Source organism: Streptomyces minutiscleroticus (assembly GCF_014650875.1).
Classification (GTDB): domain Bacteria; phylum Actinomycetota; class Actinomycetes; order Streptomycetales; family Streptomycetaceae; genus Streptomyces; species Streptomyces minutiscleroticus.
Genome location: NZ_BMVU01000002.1, coordinates 61,871 through 81,676, shown reverse-complemented (window position 1 = coordinate 81,676; position 19,806 = coordinate 61,871). Strand labels below are relative to the sequence as shown.

The following is a 19,806-nucleotide window of genomic DNA, read 5'->3' as shown; positions in this document are numbered from 1 at the left end:
CGGTGCAGCCCTGTCAGTCGTACGCAACGTCCCCCGCGCCGGTGGCCGGACCGGGGACATCCCATGGGAGCCGGAGATGTTCGAGGCGGTCGAGGAACTCATCGGCGAGCACGCCGATCTGGAGAAGCAGCTCGCCGATCCCGCCGTGCACGCGGACCAGGCCAACGCGCGCAGGCTCAACAAGCGCTACGCCGAGCTGACCCCGATCGTCGCCGCGTACCGCTCCTGGAAGCAGACCGGCGACGACATCGAGACGGCCCGCGAGCTCGCCGCCGACGACCCGGACTTCGCAGCCGAGGTCAAGGAGCTGGAGAAGCAGCGCGAGGAGCTGACCGAGAAGCTGCGGCTGCTCCTGGTCCCGCGCGACCCCAGCGACGACAAGGACGTGATCCTGGAGATCAAGGCGGGCGCGGGCGGCGACGAGTCGGCCCTGTTCGCCGGCGACCTGCTGCGCATGTACCTGCGCTACGCCGAGCGCGTGGGCTGGAAGACCGAGATCATCGACGCCACCGAGTCCGAGCTGGGCGGCTACAAGGACGTCCAGGTCGCCGTGAAGACCAAGGGCGGCCAGGGCGCCACCGAGCCCGGCCAGGGCGTGTGGGCCCGGCTGAAGTACGAGGGCGGAGTGCACCGCGTGCAGCGCGTGCCCGCCACCGAGTCCCAGGGCCGCATCCACACCTCCGCCGCCGGCGTCCTCGTGACCCCCGAGGCGGAGGAGGTCGACGTCGAGATCAACCCCAACGACCTGCGGATCGACGTCTACCGCTCCTCGGGGCCCGGCGGCCAGTCCGTCAACACCACCGACTCCGCCGTGCGCATCACGCACCTGCCCACGGGCGTCGTCGCCTCCTGCCAGAACGAGAAGAGCCAGCTGCAGAACAAGGAGCAGGCCCTGCGTATCCTGCGCTCCAGGCTGCTGGCCATGGCGCAGGAGGAGGCGGAGAAGGAGGCCGCGGACGCCCGCCGCAGCCAGGTCCGCACCGTCGACCGCTCCGAGAAGATCCGTACGTACAACTTCCCGGAGAACCGCATCTCGGACCACCGCGTCGGCTTCAAGGCGTACAACCTCGACCAGGTCCTGGACGGCGACCTCGACGCCGTGATCCAGGCCTGTGTCGACGCGGACTCGGCCGCGAAGCTCGCCGCCGCCTGACCCGACCACAGCCCGGCCCCGGAGGACCAGCGTGCCGCAACACCACGGAGGGCGACCCACGGCTCCCCGCAGCCTGCTGCTGGCGGAGGTCGCCCAGGCCACCCAGCGCCTCGCGGACGCCGGCGTGCCCTCGCCGCGCAACGACGCGGAGGAGCTGGCCGCCTTCGTCCACGGCGTCAAACGGGGGCAGCTGCACACAGTCAAGGACGCGGACTTCGACGCCCGCTACTGGGAGGTGGTCGCGCGCCGCGAGGCCCGCGAGCCGCTCCAGCACATCACGGGGCGCGCCTTCTTCCGCTACCTGGAGCTCCAGGTCGGGCCCGGCGTCTTCGTGCCGCGTCCGGAGACCGAGTCGGTCGTCGGCTGGGCCATAGACGCCGTGCGCGCCATGGACGTCGTCGAGCCGCTGGTGGTGGACCTGTGCACCGGGTCCGGGGCCATCGCCCTCGCCATCGCGCAGGAGGTGCCGCGCTCGCGCGTGCACGCCGTGGAGCTCTCCGAGGACGCGCTGCGCTGGACCCGCAAGAACGTCGAGGGCTCGCGGGTGGACCTGCGCCAGGGCGACGCCCGCGACGCCTTCCCCGAGCTGGACGGCCAGGTCGACCTGGTCATCTCCAACCCGCCGTACATCCCGCTCACCGAGTGGGAGTACGTCGCCCCCGAGGCCCGTGACCACGACCCCGAGATGGCGTTGTTCTCGGGCGAGGACGGCCTGGACCTGATCCGGGGCCTGGAACGCACCGCGCACCGGCTGCTGCGCCCCGGCGGGGTCGTCGTCGTCGAGCACGCCGACACCCAGGGCGGCCAGGTGCCGTGGATCTTCACCGAGGAGCGGGGCTGGGCCGACGCCGCCGACCACCCCGACCTCAACAACCGGCCGCGGTTCGCGACCGCCCGCAGGGCGACGCCGTGACGGCCGGATCCACCGCCCGCGCCGCCCACGACGCGGATCACGACCACCGCGCGGCCCACGGGCCCCGTGCGCTTGAGGAGGCTTGCTGACATGGCACGGCGCTACGACACCAACGACGCGACCGACCGCACGACCGGTCTGCGCGAGGCCGCGTCCGCCGTCCGCCGCGGCGAGCTGGTGGTGCTGCCCACCGACACCGTGTACGGCATCGGCGCGGACGCCTTCAGCTCCGAGGCCGTCGCCGACCTGCTGGCGGCCAAGGGCCGCGGCCGCAACATGCCCACGCCCGTCCTCATCGGCTCCCCGAACACCCTGCACGGGCTCGTCACGGACTTCTCCGAGATGGCCTGGGAGCTGGTCGACGCGTTCTGGCCGGGCGCCCTCACGCTCGTCGCCCGGCACCAGCCGTCCCTGCAGTGGGACCTCGGCGACACCCGCGGCACCGTCGCCGTGCGCATGCCGCTGCACCCGGTCGCCATCGAGCTGCTCACCGAGTTCGGCCCCATGGCCGTCTCCTCCGCGAACCTGACCGGCCACCCGGCGCCGGAGACCTGCGACGCCGCGCAGGAGATGCTCGGCGACTCCGTCTCCGTCTACCTGGACGGCGGCCCGACCCCCGGCAACGTCCCGTCGTCGATCGTCGACGTGACCGGCAAGGTGCCCGTCCTGCTGCGCGCCGGTGCCCTGTCCGCGGAGGAGCTGCGCAAGGTCGTACCCGACCTCGAGGTGGCCAATTGACAGCCCCTGACGCGGGGCGCGGCATAGGCACGGAGCACACGGAGACCTTCGGGGGACCGGGGGACACCTTCCGCATCCTCCACGTCAGCACCGGCAACGTGTGCCGCTCGCCGATCACCGAGCGGCTGACCCGGCACGCCCTGGCGGACCGGCTCGGCCACGTCGTGCCCGGGGGCTGCGCCGAGGGCGACGCCATCGGCGGGCTGATCGTGGAGAGCGCCGGCACCTGGGGCCACGAGGGCGCGCCCATGGAGGCCAACGCCGAGACCGTCCTCGCCGACTTCGGCGCCGACCCCACCGGCTTCGTGGGCCGCGAGCTGCTCGACGAGCACGTCATCCGTGCGGACCTCGTGCTGACCGCCACCCGCGACCACCGCGCCCAGGTCATCTCGATGGGGCACTCGGCGGGGCTGCGCACCTTCACCCTGAAGGAGTTCACCCGCCTGGTGCGCGCGATAGACCCCGCGACGCTGCCCCCGCTGGACGAGGGCGTCGTCGAGCGCGCCCGCGCCCTGGTGCGCGCCGCGGCGGCGCTGCGCGGCTGGCTGCTGGCCCCGACGGCCGAGGCCGACGAGGTGTACGACCCCTACGGGGCGCCGCTGCCGTTCTTCCGCTCGGTGGGCGACGAGATCAACCAGGCCCTCGACCCGGTGCTGACGGCGCTGACCGGAGTGCCGGCGCGCGCCTGAGGGCGGTACGGGAGGCCCGTGCGGACGGCGACGCCGGGCGCGCACGGGGGCGCGGTCCTACATTGGATTTCAGCGCCCCCCCGCCGAGGTCCGGAGTCCACCATGCCGGTCACACGCACACCCGACACCCTGCTGCCGGCCGACGCGCTCGGCCGGCAGGACCCGGAGCTCGCCGAGGTCCTCCTCGCGGAGCTCGGCCGGCAGTCGACGACGCTCCAGCTCGTCGCCGCCGAGAACTTCACCTCGCCGGCCGTGCTCGCCGCCCTCGGCTCGCCGCTGGTCAACAAGTACGCCGAGGGCTACCCCGGCGCCCGGTACCACGGCGGCTGCGAGATCGTCGACGTGGCCGAGCGGCTGGCCGTGGAGCGCGCCAGGGCCCTTTTCGGGGCCGAACACGCCAACGTCCAGCCCCACTCCGGGTCTTCGGCCGTTCTGGCCGCCTACGCCGCCCTGCTGCGCCCGGGTGACACGGTTCTGGCCATGGGCCTGCCCCACGGCGGTCACCTCACCCACGGATCGCCCGCCAACTTCTCCGGCCGCTGGTTCGACTTCGTCGGCTACGGCGTCGACCCGGACACCGGGCTCGTCGACTACGACGAGGTCCGCTCCCTGGCCCGCACGCACCGCCCCAAGGCCGTCGTGTGCGGCTCCATCTGCTACCCCCGCCACCTGGACTACGCGGCGTTCCGGGAGATCGCCGACGAGGCGGGCGCCTACCTCATCGCCGACGCGGCCCACCCCATCGGCCTGGTCGCCGGGGGAGCGGCGCCCAGCCCCGTCCCGTACGCGGACGTCGTGTGCGCCACCACGCACAAGGTGCTGCGCGGCCCGCGCGGCGGCATGCTGCTGTGCGGCGCCGAGCTGGCCGAGCGCGTCGACCGGGCCGTGTTCCCCTTCACCCAGAGCGGCGCCCAGATGCACACGGTCGCCGCCAAGGCCGTCGCCTTCGGCGAGGCGTCGGGCCCGGCCTTCGCCGCGTACGCCCACCAGGTGGTCGCCAACGCGCGTGTGCTGGCGAAGGCCCTGGCCGACGAGGGCCTCGACGTCGTCACGGGCGGCACGGACACCCATCTGCTGACCGTCGACCCGGCCCCGCTCGGCGTGGACGGCCGCGCCGCCCGCGGCCGGCTGGCCGCCGCCGGGCTGGTCGTCGACGCCTGCGCGCTGCCCCGTCCGGACGAGCGCGGGCTGCGCCTCGGCACGGCGGCGGTGACCACCCAGGGCATGGGGGAGGCGGAGATGACACGGATCGCGGTGCTGCTCGCGGCGGTGCTGCGCGAGGAGCTGCCCGGCCGTGCGGCCCAGGCGGAGGTGCACGGGCTGACGGGGAGATTTCCGCCGTATCCGGGCTAGCCGTGGGGTGGACGCATGGCGTGCACAGCCGTGCGTGCAACCATCGTCGCTACCCGGAAGTCCCCAACCGTATGCGCGCATCGCTAGGGTGTGGGGCTGAGATGGCCAGCGAGACCTGTGGGGAAGCCCGTGCGTGAATACCTCCTGACGCTCTGCATCACGGCCGCGGTGACGTACCTGCTGACCGGGCCGGTACGGAAGTTCGCGATCGTGGCCGGGGCGATGCCGGAGATCCGGGCGCGTGACGTCCACCGGGAACCCACGCCGCGGCTCGGCGGCATCGCCATGTTCTTCGGCCTGTGCGCGGGCCTGCTGGTCGCCGACCACCTGACGAACCTCAACGAGGTCTTCGAGAACTCCAACGAACCGCGCGCGCTGCTCTCCGGCGCCGCGCTGATCTGGCTGATCGGCGTCCTGGACGACAAGTTCGAGATCGACGCCCTGATCAAGCTCGGCGGCCAGATGATCGCCGCGGGCGTGATGGTCATGCAGGGTCTGACGATCCTGTGGCTGCCGGTGCCCGGCATCGGCTCGGTCTCGCTCACCCAGTGGCAGGGCACGCTGCTCACGGTCGCGCTCGTGGTCATCACCATCAACGCCGTGAACTTCGTCGACGGCCTCGACGGCCTCGCCTCCGGCATGGTGTGCATCGCCGCCACGGCGTTCTTCATGTACGCGTACCGCATCTGGTACGGCTACGGGCTGGAGTCCGCCGCCCCCGCCACCCTCTTCGCCGCCATCCTCATGGGCATGTGCCTGGGCTTCCTGCCGCACAACATGCACCCCGCGCGCATCTTCATGGGCGACTCCGGCTCCATGCTCATCGGCCTGGTGCTCGCGGCGGGTGCCATCTCGATCACGGGCCAGGTCGACCCCGACGCGATGAACCTGTTCGCCGGCTCCGAGAAGGCGGCCGTGCACCAGACGGTGCCGGTCTACATCCCGCTGCTGCTGCCGCTGACGATCATCGCGGTGCCCGCGGCCGACCTGGTGCTCGCCATCGTGCGGCGCACCTGGCGGGGCCAGTCGCCGTTCGCCGCCGACCGCGGCCACCTGCACCACCGGCTGCTGGAGATCGGCCACTCGCACAGCCGCGCCGTGCTGATCATGTACTTCTGGTCGGCGCTGATCGCCTTCGGCGCGCTCGCCTACTCGGTGAACTCGGCGTCGATGTGGATCGTGCTCGGCATCATGGCGCTCAGCGCCGTCGGCCTCGTCCTGCTCCTGCTGCCGCGCTTCACCCCGCGCGCGCCGCGCTGGGCCGAGCGGTTCGTCCCGCCCCGGTACCGTCGCCGCCGCCCGCGGGCCGCGGAGGAGGAGACGCGGGAGGGCACCGCGGGCCCGGCGGCCGCGTACGCCGCCCGCGGCGGGGCACCGGCGGAAGCGGAGGACCAGGAGCGCCGTACACCCGTGGCCGCGGGCGTCTCGGGGGCCAACGGCGCCACCGCGATCGGGGCCCGCTCGCGCCTCCTCGACCGGCGGGAAACCGGTTCGTCACGTTGACGCAACGAAAGAATGCCGTGTCTTTGCCGGTCTCCGAGAGCCGCAAACGGCCTCAATACCAGACAAGTCGTCTTCTTGCACGCTCAAGCGCGCGGATTCACTCTCATGTGTGACGGCGGCCACGCTACCGGGTAAAGACTGCATCAAATAGTTTGTGATACGGTTCACGAGAACCCCCCGGACGGAGCCGAAGGGTCGCGGTGCGACGGTCCGTCGGCGTCAGACCACTCTCACCCGGGGACTACGCTCGTCCATGACGACACCCTGCCCCCATGAGTAGCAAGCGGAGTTGCCGCCATGCCGTCCAACGACGTCCGGATCCTTCTCCAGGCCGCTGTGCCCACAGTTGCCGTCGGCGCGATCGCCGCCGCGGTCAGCGGTGCGGTCGCGGGCGGCAAGGGGGCGATCGGAGCTGTCGTCGCGACGGTGGTCGTGATGCTCTTCATGGGCATCGGCCTCATCGTTCTGCAGCGCACCGCCAGGTCGCTCCCGCACCTGTTCCAGGCCATGGGCCTGATGCTCTACGCGGCGCAGATCCTGCTGCTGTTCATCTTCCTGGCCGTGTTCAAGAACACGACGCTGTTCCACCCCCGGGCCTTCGCCTTCACCCTGGTCGCCGGCACTCTCGCCTGGATCGCCGCCCAGACGTGGGCGCACATGAAGTCCAAAATGCTCTACGTCGAACCGGAATCCTCGGAGGGTGGCAAGCCCACGAAGACCGGGTCCTCGTCGTGAAGCGTAGGGGCGGGATAAGGACGTACGGCAGACCCTGCTATCGTCCGGTGCCAACTGCGGCATCGCGGGCGCGGGCATGTGAGCTGACGCCTGCTCTAGCGCGAGGCTCGATGCCCTCCTGCCGCCCCCACATCCGTAACACAAGTCCAGTGCCGAACCGCGGCTGCGCGCCGCGCCGACACAACGAGGTTGCCGTACCTATGCGCCACGCTGAAGGAGCCCGCGGTGAGTGCTGACCCGACGCAGGTGCTCGCCTTCGAGACCGACTGCCACATCTTCGACGGCTGTGGCTTCCCGGCTCCCGGCCTGCACTCGTTCCTGTTCGAGCCCCTCTGGGGCGACGGGGACAGCAACTTGTACTTCAACAAGACGATGCTGCTGGCGCTGCTCGGCTCCGTCATCGTCATCGGCTTCTTCTGGGCCGCCTTCCGCAAGCCGAAGGTCGTTCCCGGCAAGCTGCAGATGGTGGCCGAGGCGGGTTACGACTTCATCCGGCGCGGCGTCGTGTACGAGACGATCGGCAAGAAGGAGGGCGAGAAGTACGTCCCCCTCATCGTCTCGATGTTCTTCTTCATCTGGATGATGAACCTCTGGTCGATCGTCCCGGTCGCCCAGTTCCCGGTGACGTCGATCATCGCCTACCCGGCCGGCCTCGCCGCCATCGTCTACGTGCTGTGGGTCGCCCTGACCTTCAAGCGGCACGGCTTCGTCGGCGCCTTCAAGAACTTCACGGGCTACAACAAGGAGCTCGGTCCGGTCCTGCCGCTGGCCATGCTCATCGAGTTCTTCTCGAACCTGCTGGTCCGCCCCTTCACGCACGCCGTGCGACTCTTCGCGAACATGTTCGCGGGCCACACGCTGCTGCTCCTCTTCACGATCGCCAGCTGGTACCTGCTGAATGGCATCGGCATTGCCTACGCGGGTGTCTCCTTCATCATGGTCATCGTGATGACGGCCTTCGAGCTCTTCATCCAGGCGCTTCAGGCGTACGTCTTCGTGCTCCTGACCTGCACCTTCATCCAGGGCGCGCTCGCCGAGCACCACTGAGCACCCCGCACCGCAAACCCCCAGTCGTCCGGTGGCCAACCCCCACCGGTCCGTAAAGAAGAAGGAAGAACTGGCATGTCCCAGACCCTCGCCGCTGTCTCCGGCTCGCTCGGTTCCGTCGGCTACGGCCTCGCCGCCATCGGCCCCGGCGTCGGCGTCGGCATCATCTTCGGTAACGGCACCCAGGCCCTCGCCCGGCAGCCCGAGGCCGCCGGCCTGATCCGCGCCAACCAGATCCTCGGCTTCGCCTTCTGTGAGGCGCTCGCCCTGATCGGTCTGGTCATGCCGTTCGTCTACGGCGTCTGATCGCTGATCAGAGACCAGTCCACTAGACGAAAGGCAACGACATGAGCCAGCTGCTCATTCTGGCGGCCGAGGGGGAGATGGAGAACCCCCTCATCCCGCCGATCCCCGAGCTCGTCATCGGCCTGCTCGCCTTCGTCATCGTCTTCGGCTTCCTCGCCAAGAAGCTCCTTCCGAACATCAACAAGGTTCTGGACGAGCGCCGCGAGGCCATCGAGGGCGGTATCGAGAAGGCCGAGGCCGCGCAGACCGAGGCCCAGAGCGTGCTCGAGCAGTACAAGGCTCAGCTCGCCGAGGCCCGGCACGAGGCCGCGCGCCTGCGCCAGGAGGCGCAGGAGCAGGGTGCCGCCCTCATCGCCGAGATGCGTGCGGAAGGCCAGCGGCAGCGTGAGGAGATCATCGCCGCCGGTCACGCCCAGATCGAGGCCGACCGCAAGGCCGCCGCGTCCGCGCTGCGCCAGGACGTCGGCAAGCTCGCCACCGACCTGGCCGGCAAGCTCGTCGGCGAGTCCCTCGACGACTACGCCCGGCAGAGCCGGACCATCGACCGGTTCCTCGACGAGCTCGAGGAGAAGGCCGAGGCCGCGCGATGAACGGAGCGAGCCGCGAGGCCCTGGCAGCCGCACGTGAGCGTCTCGACGCGCTGACGGACTCGACGTCCGTGGACGCGGCGCAGCTCGCCGACGAGCTGGCCGCCGTCACCGCGCTGCTCGACCGCGAGGCGTCGCTGCGCCGGGTCCTGACCGATCCGGCGCAGGCCGGCGAGGTCAAGGCCCAGCTGGTGCAGCGCCTCATCGGCGGCCAGGTCAGCGGTTCCACCGCCGACCTGGTGTCCGGACTGGTGCGCTCCCGCTGGTCGCAGCCGCGCGACCTGGTGGACGCCGTCGAGGAGCTGGCGAACGGCGCCGACCTCATCGCCGCGGAGCGCGCGGGCACGCTCGACGACGTCGAGGACGAGCTGTTCCGGTTCGGCCGGATCGTCTCCTCGAACCCCGAGCTGCGCGCCGCGCTGACCAACACCGCCCTCGGCGGCGAGGCCAAGGCCCAGCTGCTGCGCCGGCTGCTCGGCGGCCGCGCGCAGGTCACGACGGAGCGTCTGGTGACGCGCCTCGTCACCGCGCCGCGTGGACGTAGCCTGGAGGCGGGACTGGAGTCCCTGTCCAGGCTGGCGGCCGAGCGTCGCAACCGCCTGGTGGCCGTGGTCACCTCCGCGGTCCCGCTGAGCGACGGGCAGAAGCGGCGTCTGGGCGGTGCCCTGACGAAGCTCTACGGCCGTCCGATGCACCTCAACCTGGACGTGGACCCCGAGGTCCTCGGCGGGATCCGGGTGCAGGTGGGCGACGAGGTCATCAACGGCAGCATCGCGGACCGTCTCGAAGACGCGCGCCGCCGGCTGGCCGGCTGAACCGGTCACCAACTCAAGAAGCAGTACCTACGGCCCGGGTTGGGCCGTGCAGAGGATTCCTGGGGGTCGCCCCCAGACCCCCAATGAAACTTCGGGCCCAACAAGGAGAGCAGGGAACCCTAATGGCGGAGCTCACGATCCGGCCGGAGGAGATCCGGGACGCGCTGGCGGATGTCGTCCAGTCGTACACGCCGGACGCGGCCTCGCGCGAGGAGGTCGGTACGGTCACCCTTGCCGGCGACGGCATCGCGAAGGTCGAGGGCCTGCCCTCGGCCATGGCCAACGAACTGCTGAAGTTCGAGGACGGCACCCTCGGCCTCGCGCTCAACCTGGAAGAGCGCGAGATCGGTGCCATCGTCCTCGGCGAGTTCAGCGGCATCGAGGAGGGCCAGCCGGTGCACCGCACCGGTGAGGTCCTGTCGGTCGCCGTGGGCGAGGGCTACCTCGGTCGCGTCGTCGACCCGCTCGGCAACCCGATCGACGGCCTCGGCGAGATCGAGACCACCGGCCGCCGCGCCCTGGAGCTGCAGGCCCCCACGGTCATGCAGCGCAAGTCGGTGCACGAGCCGATGGAGACCGGCTACAAGGCCGTCGACGCGATGACCCCGGTCGGCCGCGGTCAGCGCCAGCTGATCATCGGCGACCGCCAGACCGGCAAGACCGCGCTGGCCGTCGACACGATCATCAACCAGCGTGACAACTGGCGCTCCGGTGACCCGAAGAAGCAGGTCCGCTGCGTCTACGTCGCCATCGGCCAGAAGGGTTCGACCATCGCCTCCGTGCGTGGCGCCCTCGAGGAGGCCGGCGCGCTGGAGTACACGACCATCGTCGCCGCCCCGGCGTCCGACCCGGCCGGCTTCAAGTACCTGGCGCCGTACACCGGCTCGGCCATCGGCCAGCACTGGATGTACGAGGGCAAGCACGTCCTCATCATCTTCGACGACCTCTCGAAGCAGGCCGACGCCTACCGCGCCGTGTCCCTGCTGCTGCGCCGCCCGCCGGGCCGCGAGGCCTACCCGGGCGACGTCTTCTACCTGCACTCCCGCCTGCTGGAGCGCTGCGCGAAGCTCTCCGACGACATGGGCGCGGGCTCGATGACCGGTCTGCCGATCGTCGAGACGAAGGCCAACGACGTCTCGGCGTTCATCCCGACCAACGTCATCTCCATCACCGACGGCCAGTGCTTCCTGGAGTCGGACCTGTTCAACGCCGGTCAGCGCCCCGCGCTGAACGTCGGTATCTCCGTCTCCCGAGTCGGTGGTTCCGCGCAGCACAAGGCGATGAAGCAGGTCTCCGGCCGCCTCCGCCTCGACCTCGCCCAGTACCGTGAGCTGGAGGCGTTCGCCGCCTTCGGTTCCGACCTGGACGCCGCGTCGAAGGCGCAGCTGGAGCGCGGTCAGCGCCTGGTCGAGCTGCTCAAGCAGCCCCAGTACCAGCCGATGCCGACCGAGGACCAGGTCGTCTCCGTGTGGGCCGGTACCACCGGCAAGATGGACGACGTGCCGGTCGCCGACATCCGCCGCTTCGAGAAGGAGCTCCTGGAGTACCTGCACCGCAAGGAGCAGGGCCTCATGACCTCCATCAAGGAGGGCGGCAAGATGTCGGACGACACCCTGCAGGCCGTCGGCGACGCCATCGCGGAGTTCAAGAAGCAGTTCGAGACCTCGGACGGGAAGCTTCTCGGCGAGGACGCTCCGGCCGCCGCCAAGTGACGTAAGGAAGGGACCTGACTCATGGGAGCCCAGCTCCGGGTCTACAAGCGTCGCATCCGATCCGTCACCGCGACCAAGAAGATCACCAAGGCGATGGAGATGATCGCCGCCTCGCGCGTCGTCAAGGCGCAGCGCAAGGTGGCGGCCTCCACGCCGTACGCGACCGAGCTCACCCGCGCGGTCACGGCGGTCGGGACCGGTTCTAACACCAAGCACCCCCTGACCACGGAGTCGGAGAACCCGACCCGGGCCGCGGTCCTGCTCCTCACGAGCGACCGCGGTCTGGCCGGCGCCTTCAACTCCAACGCCATCAAGGCGGCGGAGCAGCTCACCGAGCGTCTGCGGGCCGAGGGCAAGGAGGTCGACACGTACATCGTCGGCCGCCGCGGTGCCTCCCACTACAACTTCCGTGAGCGCAAGATCGCGGAGCAGTGGACCGGCTTCACCGACGAGCCCTCCTACGGGGACGCGAAGAAGGTGGCGGCCCCGCTGATCGAGGCCATCGAGAAGGAGACGGCGGACGGCGGCGTGGACGAGCTCCACATCGTCTACACCGAGTTCGTCTCGATGATGACGCAGACGGCCGTCGACAGCCGGCTGCTTCCGCTCCGCCTCGAGGAGGTCGCGGAGGAGACGTCCGCCAAGGGCGAGATCCTCCCGCTCTTCGACTTCGAGCCGTCGGCGGAGGACGTCCTCGACGCCCTGCTGCCGCGCTACGTCGAGAGCCGTATCTACAACGCGCTGCTGCAGTCGGCCGCCTCCAAGCACGCCGCCACACGCCGCGCGATGAAGTCGGCCACCGACAACGCGGGCGAGCTGATCAACACGCTCTCCCGCCTTGCCAACGCGGCCCGCCAGGCCGAAATCACCCAGGAAATCAGCGAGATCGTCGGTGGCTCCGCAGCCCTGGCCGACGCGAACGCGGGGAGTGACAGGTAATGACGACGACAGTTGAGACGGCCGTTGCCACGGGCCGCGTCGCCCGGGTCATCGGCCCGGTCGTCGACGTGGAGTTCCCCGTCGACGCGATGCCCGACATCTACAACGCCCTGCACGTCGAGGTCGCCGACCCGGCCCTCGAGGGTGCCAAGAAGACGCTGACCCTGGAGGTCGCCCAGCACCTGGGTGACGGCCTGGTCCGCGCCATCTCCATGCAGCCCACCGACGGCCTGGTCCGCCAGGCCCCGGTGACCGACACGGGCGCCGCCATCTCGGTGCCGGTCGGCGACTTCACCAAGGGCAAGGTGTTCAACACCCTCGGCGAGGTGCTGAACGTCGACGAGACCTACACCGGTGAGCGCTGGCCGATCCACCGCAAGGCCCCGAACTTCGACGAGCTCGAGTCGAAGACCGAGATGTTCGAGACCGGCATCAAGGTCATCGACCTGCTGACCCCGTACGTCAAGGGCGGCAAGATCGGTCTGTTCGGCGGCGCCGGTGTCGGCAAGACGGTGCTCATCCAGGAGATGATCTACCGCGTCGCCAACAACCACGACGGTGTGTCGGTGTTCGCCGGTGTCGGCGAGCGCACCCGTGAGGGCAACGACCTCATCGACGAGATGAGCGACTCGGGCGTCATCGACAAGACCGCCCTGGTCTTCGGCCAGATGGACGAGCCCCCGGGCACCCGTCTGCGCGTGGCCCTGGCCGGTCTGACCATGGCGGAGTACTTCCGCGATGTGCAGAAGCAGGACGTGCTGTTCTTCATCGACAACATCTTCCGCTTCACCCAGGCCGGCTCCGAGGTGTCGACCCTGCTCGGCCGCATGCCCTCCGCGGTGGGCTACCAGCCGAACCTGGCCGACGAGATGGGCCTCCTCCAGGAGCGCATCACCTCGACCCGCGGTCACTCGATCACCTCGATGCAGGCGATCTACGTCCCCGCGGACGACCTGACCGACCCGGCCCCGGCCACCACCTTCGCCCACCTCGACGCGACGACGGTGCTCTCCCGTCCGATCTCGGAGAAGGGCATCTACCCGGCCGTGGACCCGCTGGACTCCACGTCCCGCATCCTCGACCCCCGGTACATCGCGGCGGACCACTACAACACCGCGATGCGCGTCAAGAACGTCCTGCAGAAGTACAAGGACCTCCAGGACATCATCGCGATCCTCGGTATCGACGAGCTGGGCGAGGAGGACAAGCTCACCGTCCACCGCGCCCGTCGCGTGGAGCGCTTCCTGTCCCAGAACACCCACGTCGCCAAGCAGTTCACCGGCGTCGACGGGTCGGACGTCCCGCTGGACGAGTCGATCGCGGCCTTCAACGCGATCATCGACGGCGAGTACGACCACTTCCCCGAGCAGGCCTTCTTCCTGTGCGGTGGCCTCGAGGACCTGAAGAAGAACGCCAAGGAGCTCGGCGTCTCCTGAAGCCGCGCTCTCCCGTAGAGCACAGCCAGACGGAGGGGGACGGGGCCCGCACCTCGCGGGGTGCGTCCCGTCCCCCTCCGTACGCCTACTAGACTTTGACCCAACACCCGGCAGCAACGCCGGGTGGAGACCCGAGGAGCCCACCTTGGCTGCTGAGCTGCACGTCGAGCTCGTCGCCGCGGACCGCAGTGTCTGGTCCGGCGAGGCCACCCTGGTCGTCGCGCGCACCACGTCCGGCGACATCGGCGTCATGCCCGGTCACCAGCCGCTGCTCGGTGTGCTGGAGTCGGGCCCGGTGACCATCCGTACGACGGACGGGGGGACGGTCGTCGCCGCGGTGCACGGCGGTTTCATCTCGTTCGCGGACAACAAGCTGTCGCTGCTGGCGGAGATCGCCGAGCTCTCGGACGAGATCGACGTCCAGCGTGCGGAGCGGGCGCTCGAACGCGCGAAGTCGGACGCCGACGCGTCCGCCGAGCGCCGTGCGGACGTCCGACTGCGAGCGGCGGCAGCACGCTGACGCCGGAGCGACACAGGACATGACTCAGCCGCGGCCAGGACCGGAGACCCCTCCGGACCTGGTCGCGGCTGAGGCGATGAAGCAGCTTTTTTCCGTTCCGTTACCTAGGAGACGAGGAGGTCGGTGTCGATGGTCCTCGCTCTGACTGTGTGCGGGCTGGTCGTCGTGCTGGTGGCGCTGGGACTCTTCGTCTTCGGTCTGCGCCGCAGACTCATCCAGCGCTCCGGCGGCACCTTCGACTGCAGCCTCCGCTGGAACGTGCCGGAGCACCCGGACCCGAGCGGCAAGGGCTGGGGCTACGGCATCGCCCGCTACAACGGCGACCGCATCGAGTGGTTCCGGGTCTTCTCCTACGCGCTGCGCCCGCGCCGCGTCCTGGAGCGCTCGGCGATCGAGGTGGTGGGCCGCCGCGCCCCCGAGGGCGAGGAGGAGCTCGCGCTGCTCTCGGACGCCGTCGTCCTCACGTGCCTGCACCGCGGTACGCGGCTGGAGCTGGCGATGAGCGAGGACGCGCTGACAGGCTTCCTGGCCTGGCTGGAGGCGGCACCCCCCGGACAGAGGGTGAACGTGGCGTAGCCGGGGCCGGCCGCGCGATGGGGGTCCCCCCGGACGGAGTCCGGGGGAGGGTGGACGTGGCGTGGAGCCGGTGGGCCCATGGTGAAGCCGGGGAGACGGACCTCGCCCGTCTCCCCGGCTCCCTCCGTTCTCGCCGGCGGTTACTTCAGACCGCTGTCGATGGCGCTCACGAGCTCGCCGTTCGCGGTGTCACCGCTGAACTCCCAGAAGAAGGCGCCGCCCAGCCCCTGGTCCTTGGCCCAGGCCATCTTGGTGCCGATGGTGGCGGGAGTGTCGTAGGACCACCAGTTGCTGCCGCACTTGGCGTAGGCCGTGCCGGCGATCGTCCCGGTGACCGGGCAGGAGGTCTTGAGGACCTTGTAGTCCTCGATGCCCGCCTCGTACGTGCCGGGGGCCGCGCCGGTCGCCGTGCCGCCGGGGGCGGACTGGGTGACGCCGGTCCAGCCGCGGCCGTAGAAGCCGATGCCGAGCAGCAGCTTGCTGCCGGGGACGCCCTTGGCCTTCAGCTTGGCGATGGCGTCGGCGGAGTTGAACCCGGCGGTCGGGATGCCGGGGTACGACGTCAGCGGCGAGTGCGGGGCCGTCGGGCCCTGCGCGTTGAAGGCGCCGAAGTAGTCGTACGTCATCACGTTGTACCAGTCGAGGTACTGCGCGGCGCCGCCGTAGTCGGCCGCGTCGATCTTGCCGCCGGAGGAGCCGTCGGCGGTGATGGCCGCGGTGACCAGGTAGTCCTTGCCGAACTCGGCGCGCAGGGCCTGCATCAGGGTGCGGAAGGCGGCCGGGCCCGAGGTGTCGCAGGTCAGACCGCAGGCGTTCGGGTACTCCCAGTCGATGTCGATGCCGTCGAAGACGTCGGCCCAGCGCGGGTCCTCCACCAGGGCCTTGCAGGACTTGGCGAACGCGGCGGCGTTCTGCGCGGCCTGGGCGAAGCCGCCGGAGTAGGTCCAGCCGCCGAAGGAGTACAGCACCTTGATGTGCGGGTACTTGGCCTTGAGCTGGCGCAGCTGGTTGAAGTTGCCGCGCAGCGGCTGGTCCCAGGTGTCGGCGGTGCCGCTGACGGACTGGTCGGCGGTGTAGGCCTTCTCGATGGCGGCGAAGGAGTCGTCCATCGTGCACTGGCCGTTCTTCACGTTGCCGAACGAGTAGTTGATGTGCGTGATCTTCGACGCCGAGCCCGAGCTCACCAGGTTCTTGACGTGGTAGTTGCGGCCGTAGACGCCCCACTCGGTGAAGTAGCCCAGCTTGACCTTGTCGCCGGTGGGCGGGGGAGTGGTGGTGTCGCCGGTGGTGCGCACCTTGACGGCGCCGCTGACCGGGCCGGTCTGGTCGGCGGTGTCGCGGGCCTGCACGGTGTACGAGTAGTCGGTGCCGGCGCTCAGGCCGGTGTCCGTGTACGAGGTGGACGTGACGGTGGCGACCTTGGCGCCGTCGCGCAGCACGTCGTAGTCCTTGACGCCCTTGTCGTCGGTGGCCGCGCTCCAGGAGAGCTTCACCGAGGTGTCGGTGACGGAGGAGGCGGTGGGGGTGCCGGGCGCCGAGGGGGCGTTGTCGCCGGGGACGCTCCCGCCGTCACAGCTGCCGCCGTTGAGCTTGCAGGCGCTGGGGGAGCCGGAGCCGGAGCCGTTGAACCCGAAGGAGATCGAGGCGCCGGGGGCGAGGGTGCCGTTCCAGGACTTGTTCTTGGCGGTCCAGTGGGTGCCGGAGCCCGTGACGTCCGCGTCCCAGGCGGAGGTGACGGAGGTGCCGGAGGGGAAGTCCCACTCGACGGTCCAGGAGCTGAGGGCGGTCGTGCCGGTGTTCTTGACGGTCCACTTGCCCTCGAAGCCGGAGCCCCAGTCCTGGGTCTTGGCGTACGTGGCGGTGGCGGAGGTGGCGGCGGAGGCGGGGCTCGCGAGCCCGACCAGCGCGCCGAGCGGCAGCAGCAGGGTGGTGAGACCCGCCGTGACTCGGTGTCTGAATCTGTGACCGGCTCTCGGGCCGGCTCCGTGTCCGGAACGCATCCTGCGTCTCCTCGCGGGAGTGTGATGGGGTGCGGTGGACAATAGAAAGGTCTGGACCATCGGTCAATAGGTCCAGACCACTTGTGCGGTTACTTTTTACACGCCCAACTCCTGGGCCAGGACCGCCGCTTGCACCCGGCTGCGCAGCTCCAGCTTCCCCAGCAGGCGGCTGACGTGCGTCTTCACCGTCGCCTCCGCCATCTCCAGACGCACCGCGACCTCCGCGTTCGACAGTCCCTCGCCGAGGCAGGACAGCACCTCGCGCTCCCGCCGGGTGAGCGCGTCCAGGACGGAGCGGTCGGCCGCCGGCTCCCGGACCGGGGCGGAGGCGAACTCCGCGATCAGCCGCCGGGTCACCGCCGGGTGGATCAGCCCCTCGCCGCGCCCCACCGTGCGCACCGCCGCGAGCAGCTCCGCGGCGTCGGTGTTCTTCAGCAGGAACCCGGAGGCGCCCGCGCGCAGCGCCCCGAAGACGTACTCGTCCAGGTCGAAGGTGGTCAGCACCAGCACGTCGGCCAGGCCCTCGGCGACGACCTGCCGGGTGGCGGCGACGCCGTCCATGCGGGGCATCTGCACGTCCATCAGCACCAGGTCGGGGCGGAGCTCGCGGGCGAGCGCGACCGCCTGCTCGCCGTCCGCGGCCTCACCGGCCACCTCGATGTCGGGGGCGCTGCCCAGGATCAGGACGAGTCCGGCGCGCACGGCGGACTGGTCCTCGGCGACGAGCACGCGGATCACGCGGTCGCCCCCTTCACCCGGCTCACCCGGTCACTGCCCTTCACCCGGTCCCTCCTTCACCGGTCGGCAGGGTGGCGTACACGCGCCACACCTTCCCCCCGTCCTCGGGGGAGTCCACGGGGCCCGCCTCGAACGTCCCGCCCAGCAGCGCCACGCGCTCGCGCATCCCGATCAGGCCCGCGCCCGAGCCGGGCGCCCGCGGGCCGCCGTCGCGGCCACCGTACGGGCTGCTCACCCGCACCTCCAGGGCGTCCGCGCGCCGTGCGAGCACGACGGTGACCCGGCCGGGCGCGGCGTGCTTGAGGGCGTTGGTCAGGGACTCCTGCACGAGGCGGTAGGCGGCCAGCTCGACCGGCGCGGACAGCGCGCCGCCGGGGGAGGCGTCCAGCGCGACGTCGAGGCCGTTGGCGCGGGCGCCCTCGACCAGCGCGCCCAGGCCGTCCAGGGCCGGCGCGACGGCCGGCTCCAGGTCGCCGCTGTCGTCGCGCAGGATGCCGATGAGGCGGCGCATCTCGGCGAGCCCCTCGACGCTGTTCTCGCGGATGACGGTCAGGGCCTGCCGGGTGGTCGCCGGGTCGTCGAGGGAGAGCGCCGCCGTGGAGTGGATGGCGATGGCGGACAGGTGGTTGGCCACCATGTCGTGCAGCTCGCGGGCCATCCGGGCGCGCTCGGCGGCCACGGCCTGGGCGCGGTCCGTCTCGGCGCGCAGCGCGGTCTGCTCGGCGCGCAGCCGGGCGGCCTCGGCGGCGTCGCGGTGGTTGCGCACGATCAGGCCGGTGGACGCGGGCGCGAACGCGACGATCCCGACCGCCACGCCGATCAGCAGCGCCTCGGGCGTCCGCCACGCCGCGAACGACGCCAGCGACGCGACCACCGTGAACAGGCCGCTGACCCACGGGATGCGGCGGGCCGAGGCGGCCGTCCCGTACAGGACGGCCGCGTACACGACGTCGGTGAACATCACGAGCGTGGCCAGGCTGCCCTGCGTGACCGTGTCCGCGGTCAGCGCGGCGACGCCCGCCAGCAGCGCCGTGCGCGGGGCGGCCCGGCGCAGCAGCTCGCAGAGCGCCATCACGGCGAGCGGCACCAGGACCGGCCGGCGCCCGTCCCAGAGCACGATCGGCTCGCCCGCCGGCCGGGTGCTCAGGCCGGCGGCCCACAGCAGGAACCCGCCGAGCAGCCCGCCGGCGGCGATGTACGCGTCCAGGGGGTGCGGGCGGGGGAGCGGGAGGGCCATGACTTCATCCAACACGGCCCCCGGGGCGTCCGCCTGATCCCCGGGGAGGGTCCTGGACTGCATCCTTCGATGCACCGCGGGTTCGTCACCGGCGACGACGCCCCCGGCCGCCCGGCGCGCAAGCCTTGAGGGGTGACCGAGAGGAGCGAGCCGTGATCGTCACGCTGATCGTCGTCTGCGAGGTCGGCTTCTGGGTGCTGCTGGCGGCCGGCCTGGCCACCCGCTACCTGCTGGGCATGCCCCGCACCGGCCTCGCCCTGCTGCTGTGCGAGCCGCTGCTGGAGGTCGTCCTGCTGGCCGCCACCGCGGTCGACCTGGGGAACGGTGCCGAGCCGAGCTGGGAGCACGGCCTGGCCGCGCTCTACATCGGGTACACCGTCGGCCACGGCCACCGCACGGTGAAGTGGCTCGACGGCCACGCCGCGCACCGCCTGGCCGGCGGGCCCCCGCCGCCGAGGCCGCCGCGGTACGGAACGGCCAGGGCCGCCCACGAGGGCCGCGTCTGGCTGGGCACGCTCGTGGCGGCGGCCGTCGCGACGGCCCTGCTGCAGCTCGCCGCCCGGTACGTCGGCGACCCGGACCGCACCGGGCCCCTGTACAGCTGGATGTACGGCGCCTGGCGCGCGGCCGGCATCCACGGCCTGATCGCGCTCAGCTACCTGGTCCTCCCCAAGAAGGCGCCGAAGGCGGAGAAGCCCCGGGACCGGGGCCAGGACCGGGGTCAGGACCAGAACCGGGAGCCGACGGGGACGCGCTGACGCGCGGCTCCCCGCCCGACGCCCTCCTCGCGCCCTCCTCGTCGCCGGACG

20 protein-coding genes are annotated in these 19,806 nt (G+C 71.1%); 17 read left to right on the top strand and 3 right to left on the bottom strand.

Features of this window, described 5'->3' with window-relative positions; translation table 11 throughout:
- Positions 1-76: 76 nt before the first annotated feature.
- From prfA to IE271_RS03415, 16 genes are all read left to right on the top strand, one after another.
- The gene (gene prfA, locus IE271_RS03490) at positions 77-1,153 is read left to right on the top strand and encodes a peptide chain release factor 1 (RefSeq protein ID WP_190188647.1); all 1,077 of its coding nucleotides are present in this window, start codon (positions 77-79) and stop codon (positions 1,151-1,153) included.
- A 73-nt stretch (positions 1,154-1,226) separates the two neighbouring features.
- Entirely contained in the window at positions 1,227-2,066 is an 840-nt protein-coding gene (gene prmC / locus IE271_RS03485) for a peptide chain release factor N(5)-glutamine methyltransferase (RefSeq protein ID WP_190188970.1), read from the top strand.
- A gap of 90 nt (positions 2,067-2,156) precedes the next feature.
- A complete protein-coding gene (locus tag IE271_RS03480; RefSeq protein WP_190188646.1) occupies positions 2,157-2,804 on the top strand; it encodes an L-threonylcarbamoyladenylate synthase in 648 nt (215 codons plus the stop codon).
- The gene (locus IE271_RS03475) at positions 2,801-3,493 is read left to right on the top strand and encodes an arsenate reductase/protein-tyrosine-phosphatase family protein (RefSeq protein ID WP_190188645.1); all 693 of its coding nucleotides are present in this window, start codon (positions 2,801-2,803) and stop codon (positions 3,491-3,493) included. Before IE271_RS03480 ends, IE271_RS03475 begins: the two co-directional genes overlap by 4 nt.
- Before the next feature lie 102 nt (positions 3,494-3,595).
- Positions 3,596-4,846, top strand: a complete 1,251-nt coding sequence (gene glyA / locus IE271_RS03470) for a serine hydroxymethyltransferase (protein WP_190188644.1) — start codon at positions 3,596-3,598, stop codon at positions 4,844-4,846.
- Between the two features lie 129 nt (positions 4,847-4,975).
- Positions 4,976-6,349 (top strand): MraY family glycosyltransferase, encoded by a 1,374-nt coding sequence (locus tag IE271_RS03465; RefSeq protein ID WP_190188643.1) that lies wholly within the window; start codon positions 4,976-4,978, stop codon positions 6,347-6,349.
- A 297-nt stretch (positions 6,350-6,646) separates the two neighbouring features.
- Positions 6,647-7,084 carry a Cg1360 family ATP-synthase-associated protein gene (locus IE271_RS03460; RefSeq protein ID WP_190188642.1) on the top strand — a complete coding sequence of 146 codons (438 nt, stop codon included), beginning with the start codon at positions 6,647-6,649 and terminating at the stop codon, positions 7,082-7,084.
- A gap of 225 nt (positions 7,085-7,309) precedes the next feature.
- On the top strand, positions 7,310-8,131 hold the full coding sequence (atpB, locus tag IE271_RS03455; protein ID WP_229919106.1) for a F0F1 ATP synthase subunit A: 822 nt from the start codon (positions 7,310-7,312) through the stop codon (positions 8,129-8,131).
- Between the two features lie 75 nt (positions 8,132-8,206).
- Positions 8,207-8,437 carry an ATP synthase F0 subunit C gene (gene atpE, locus IE271_RS03450; RefSeq protein WP_190188641.1) on the top strand — a complete coding sequence of 77 codons (231 nt, stop codon included), beginning with the start codon at positions 8,207-8,209 and terminating at the stop codon, positions 8,435-8,437.
- Positions 8,438-8,478: 41 nt separating this feature from the next.
- On the top strand, positions 8,479-9,027 hold the full coding sequence (locus IE271_RS03445; RefSeq protein ID WP_190188640.1) for a F0F1 ATP synthase subunit B: 549 nt from the start codon (positions 8,479-8,481) through the stop codon (positions 9,025-9,027).
- Positions 9,024-9,839 (top strand): F0F1 ATP synthase subunit delta, encoded by an 816-nt coding sequence (locus IE271_RS03440; RefSeq protein WP_190188639.1) that lies wholly within the window; start codon positions 9,024-9,026, stop codon positions 9,837-9,839. The genes IE271_RS03445 and IE271_RS03440 overlap by 4 nt, the downstream gene beginning before the upstream one ends.
- A gap of 122 nt (positions 9,840-9,961) precedes the next feature.
- Positions 9,962-11,551: a F0F1 ATP synthase subunit alpha gene (gene atpA, locus IE271_RS03435; RefSeq protein WP_190188638.1), complete on the top strand. Its 1,590-nt coding sequence runs from the start codon at positions 9,962-9,964 to the stop codon at positions 11,549-11,551.
- A 21-nt stretch (positions 11,552-11,572) separates the two neighbouring features.
- Entirely contained in the window at positions 11,573-12,490 is a 918-nt protein-coding gene (locus tag IE271_RS03430) for a F0F1 ATP synthase subunit gamma (protein ID WP_190188637.1), read from the top strand.
- Positions 12,490-13,926, top strand: coding sequence for a F0F1 ATP synthase subunit beta (gene atpD / locus IE271_RS03425; RefSeq protein WP_190188636.1), 1,437 nt, complete (start codon positions 12,490-12,492; stop codon positions 13,924-13,926). Before IE271_RS03430 ends, atpD begins: the two co-directional genes overlap by 1 nt.
- A gap of 145 nt (positions 13,927-14,071) precedes the next feature.
- On the top strand, positions 14,072-14,446 hold the full coding sequence (locus tag IE271_RS03420; protein WP_190188635.1) for a F0F1 ATP synthase subunit epsilon: 375 nt from the start codon (positions 14,072-14,074) through the stop codon (positions 14,444-14,446).
- A gap of 129 nt (positions 14,447-14,575) precedes the next feature.
- A complete protein-coding gene (locus IE271_RS03415) occupies positions 14,576-15,022 on the top strand; it encodes a DUF2550 domain-containing protein (protein WP_190188634.1) in 447 nt (148 codons plus the stop codon).
- 140 nt (positions 15,023-15,162) lie between these two features.
- On the opposite strand, the gene IE271_RS03410 is transcribed toward IE271_RS03415, so the two are convergent.
- The 3 genes from IE271_RS03410 to IE271_RS03400 form a co-directional block, all read right to left on the bottom strand.
- Positions 15,163-17,022 (bottom strand): glycoside hydrolase family 18 chitinase, encoded by a 1,860-nt coding sequence (locus IE271_RS03410; RefSeq protein ID WP_229919105.1) that lies wholly within the window; start codon positions 17,020-17,022, stop codon positions 15,163-15,165.
- Between the two features lie 96 nt (positions 17,023-17,118).
- The gene (locus tag IE271_RS03405) at positions 17,119-17,760 is read right to left on the bottom strand and encodes a response regulator (protein WP_190188632.1); all 642 of its coding nucleotides are present in this window, start codon (positions 17,758-17,760) and stop codon (positions 17,119-17,121) included.
- A gap of 40 nt (positions 17,761-17,800) precedes the next feature.
- On the bottom strand, positions 17,801-18,997 hold the full coding sequence (locus IE271_RS03400; protein WP_190188631.1) for a sensor histidine kinase: 1,197 nt from the start codon (positions 18,995-18,997) through the stop codon (positions 17,801-17,803).
- Between the two features lie 152 nt (positions 18,998-19,149).
- Here IE271_RS03400 and IE271_RS03395 point away from each other — a divergent pair, with 152 nt between their 5' ends.
- Positions 19,150-19,755 carry a hypothetical protein gene (locus IE271_RS03395; protein WP_190188630.1) on the top strand — a complete coding sequence of 202 codons (606 nt, stop codon included), beginning with the start codon at positions 19,150-19,152 and terminating at the stop codon, positions 19,753-19,755.
- The last annotated feature ends 51 nt before the right edge of the window (positions 19,756-19,806 follow it).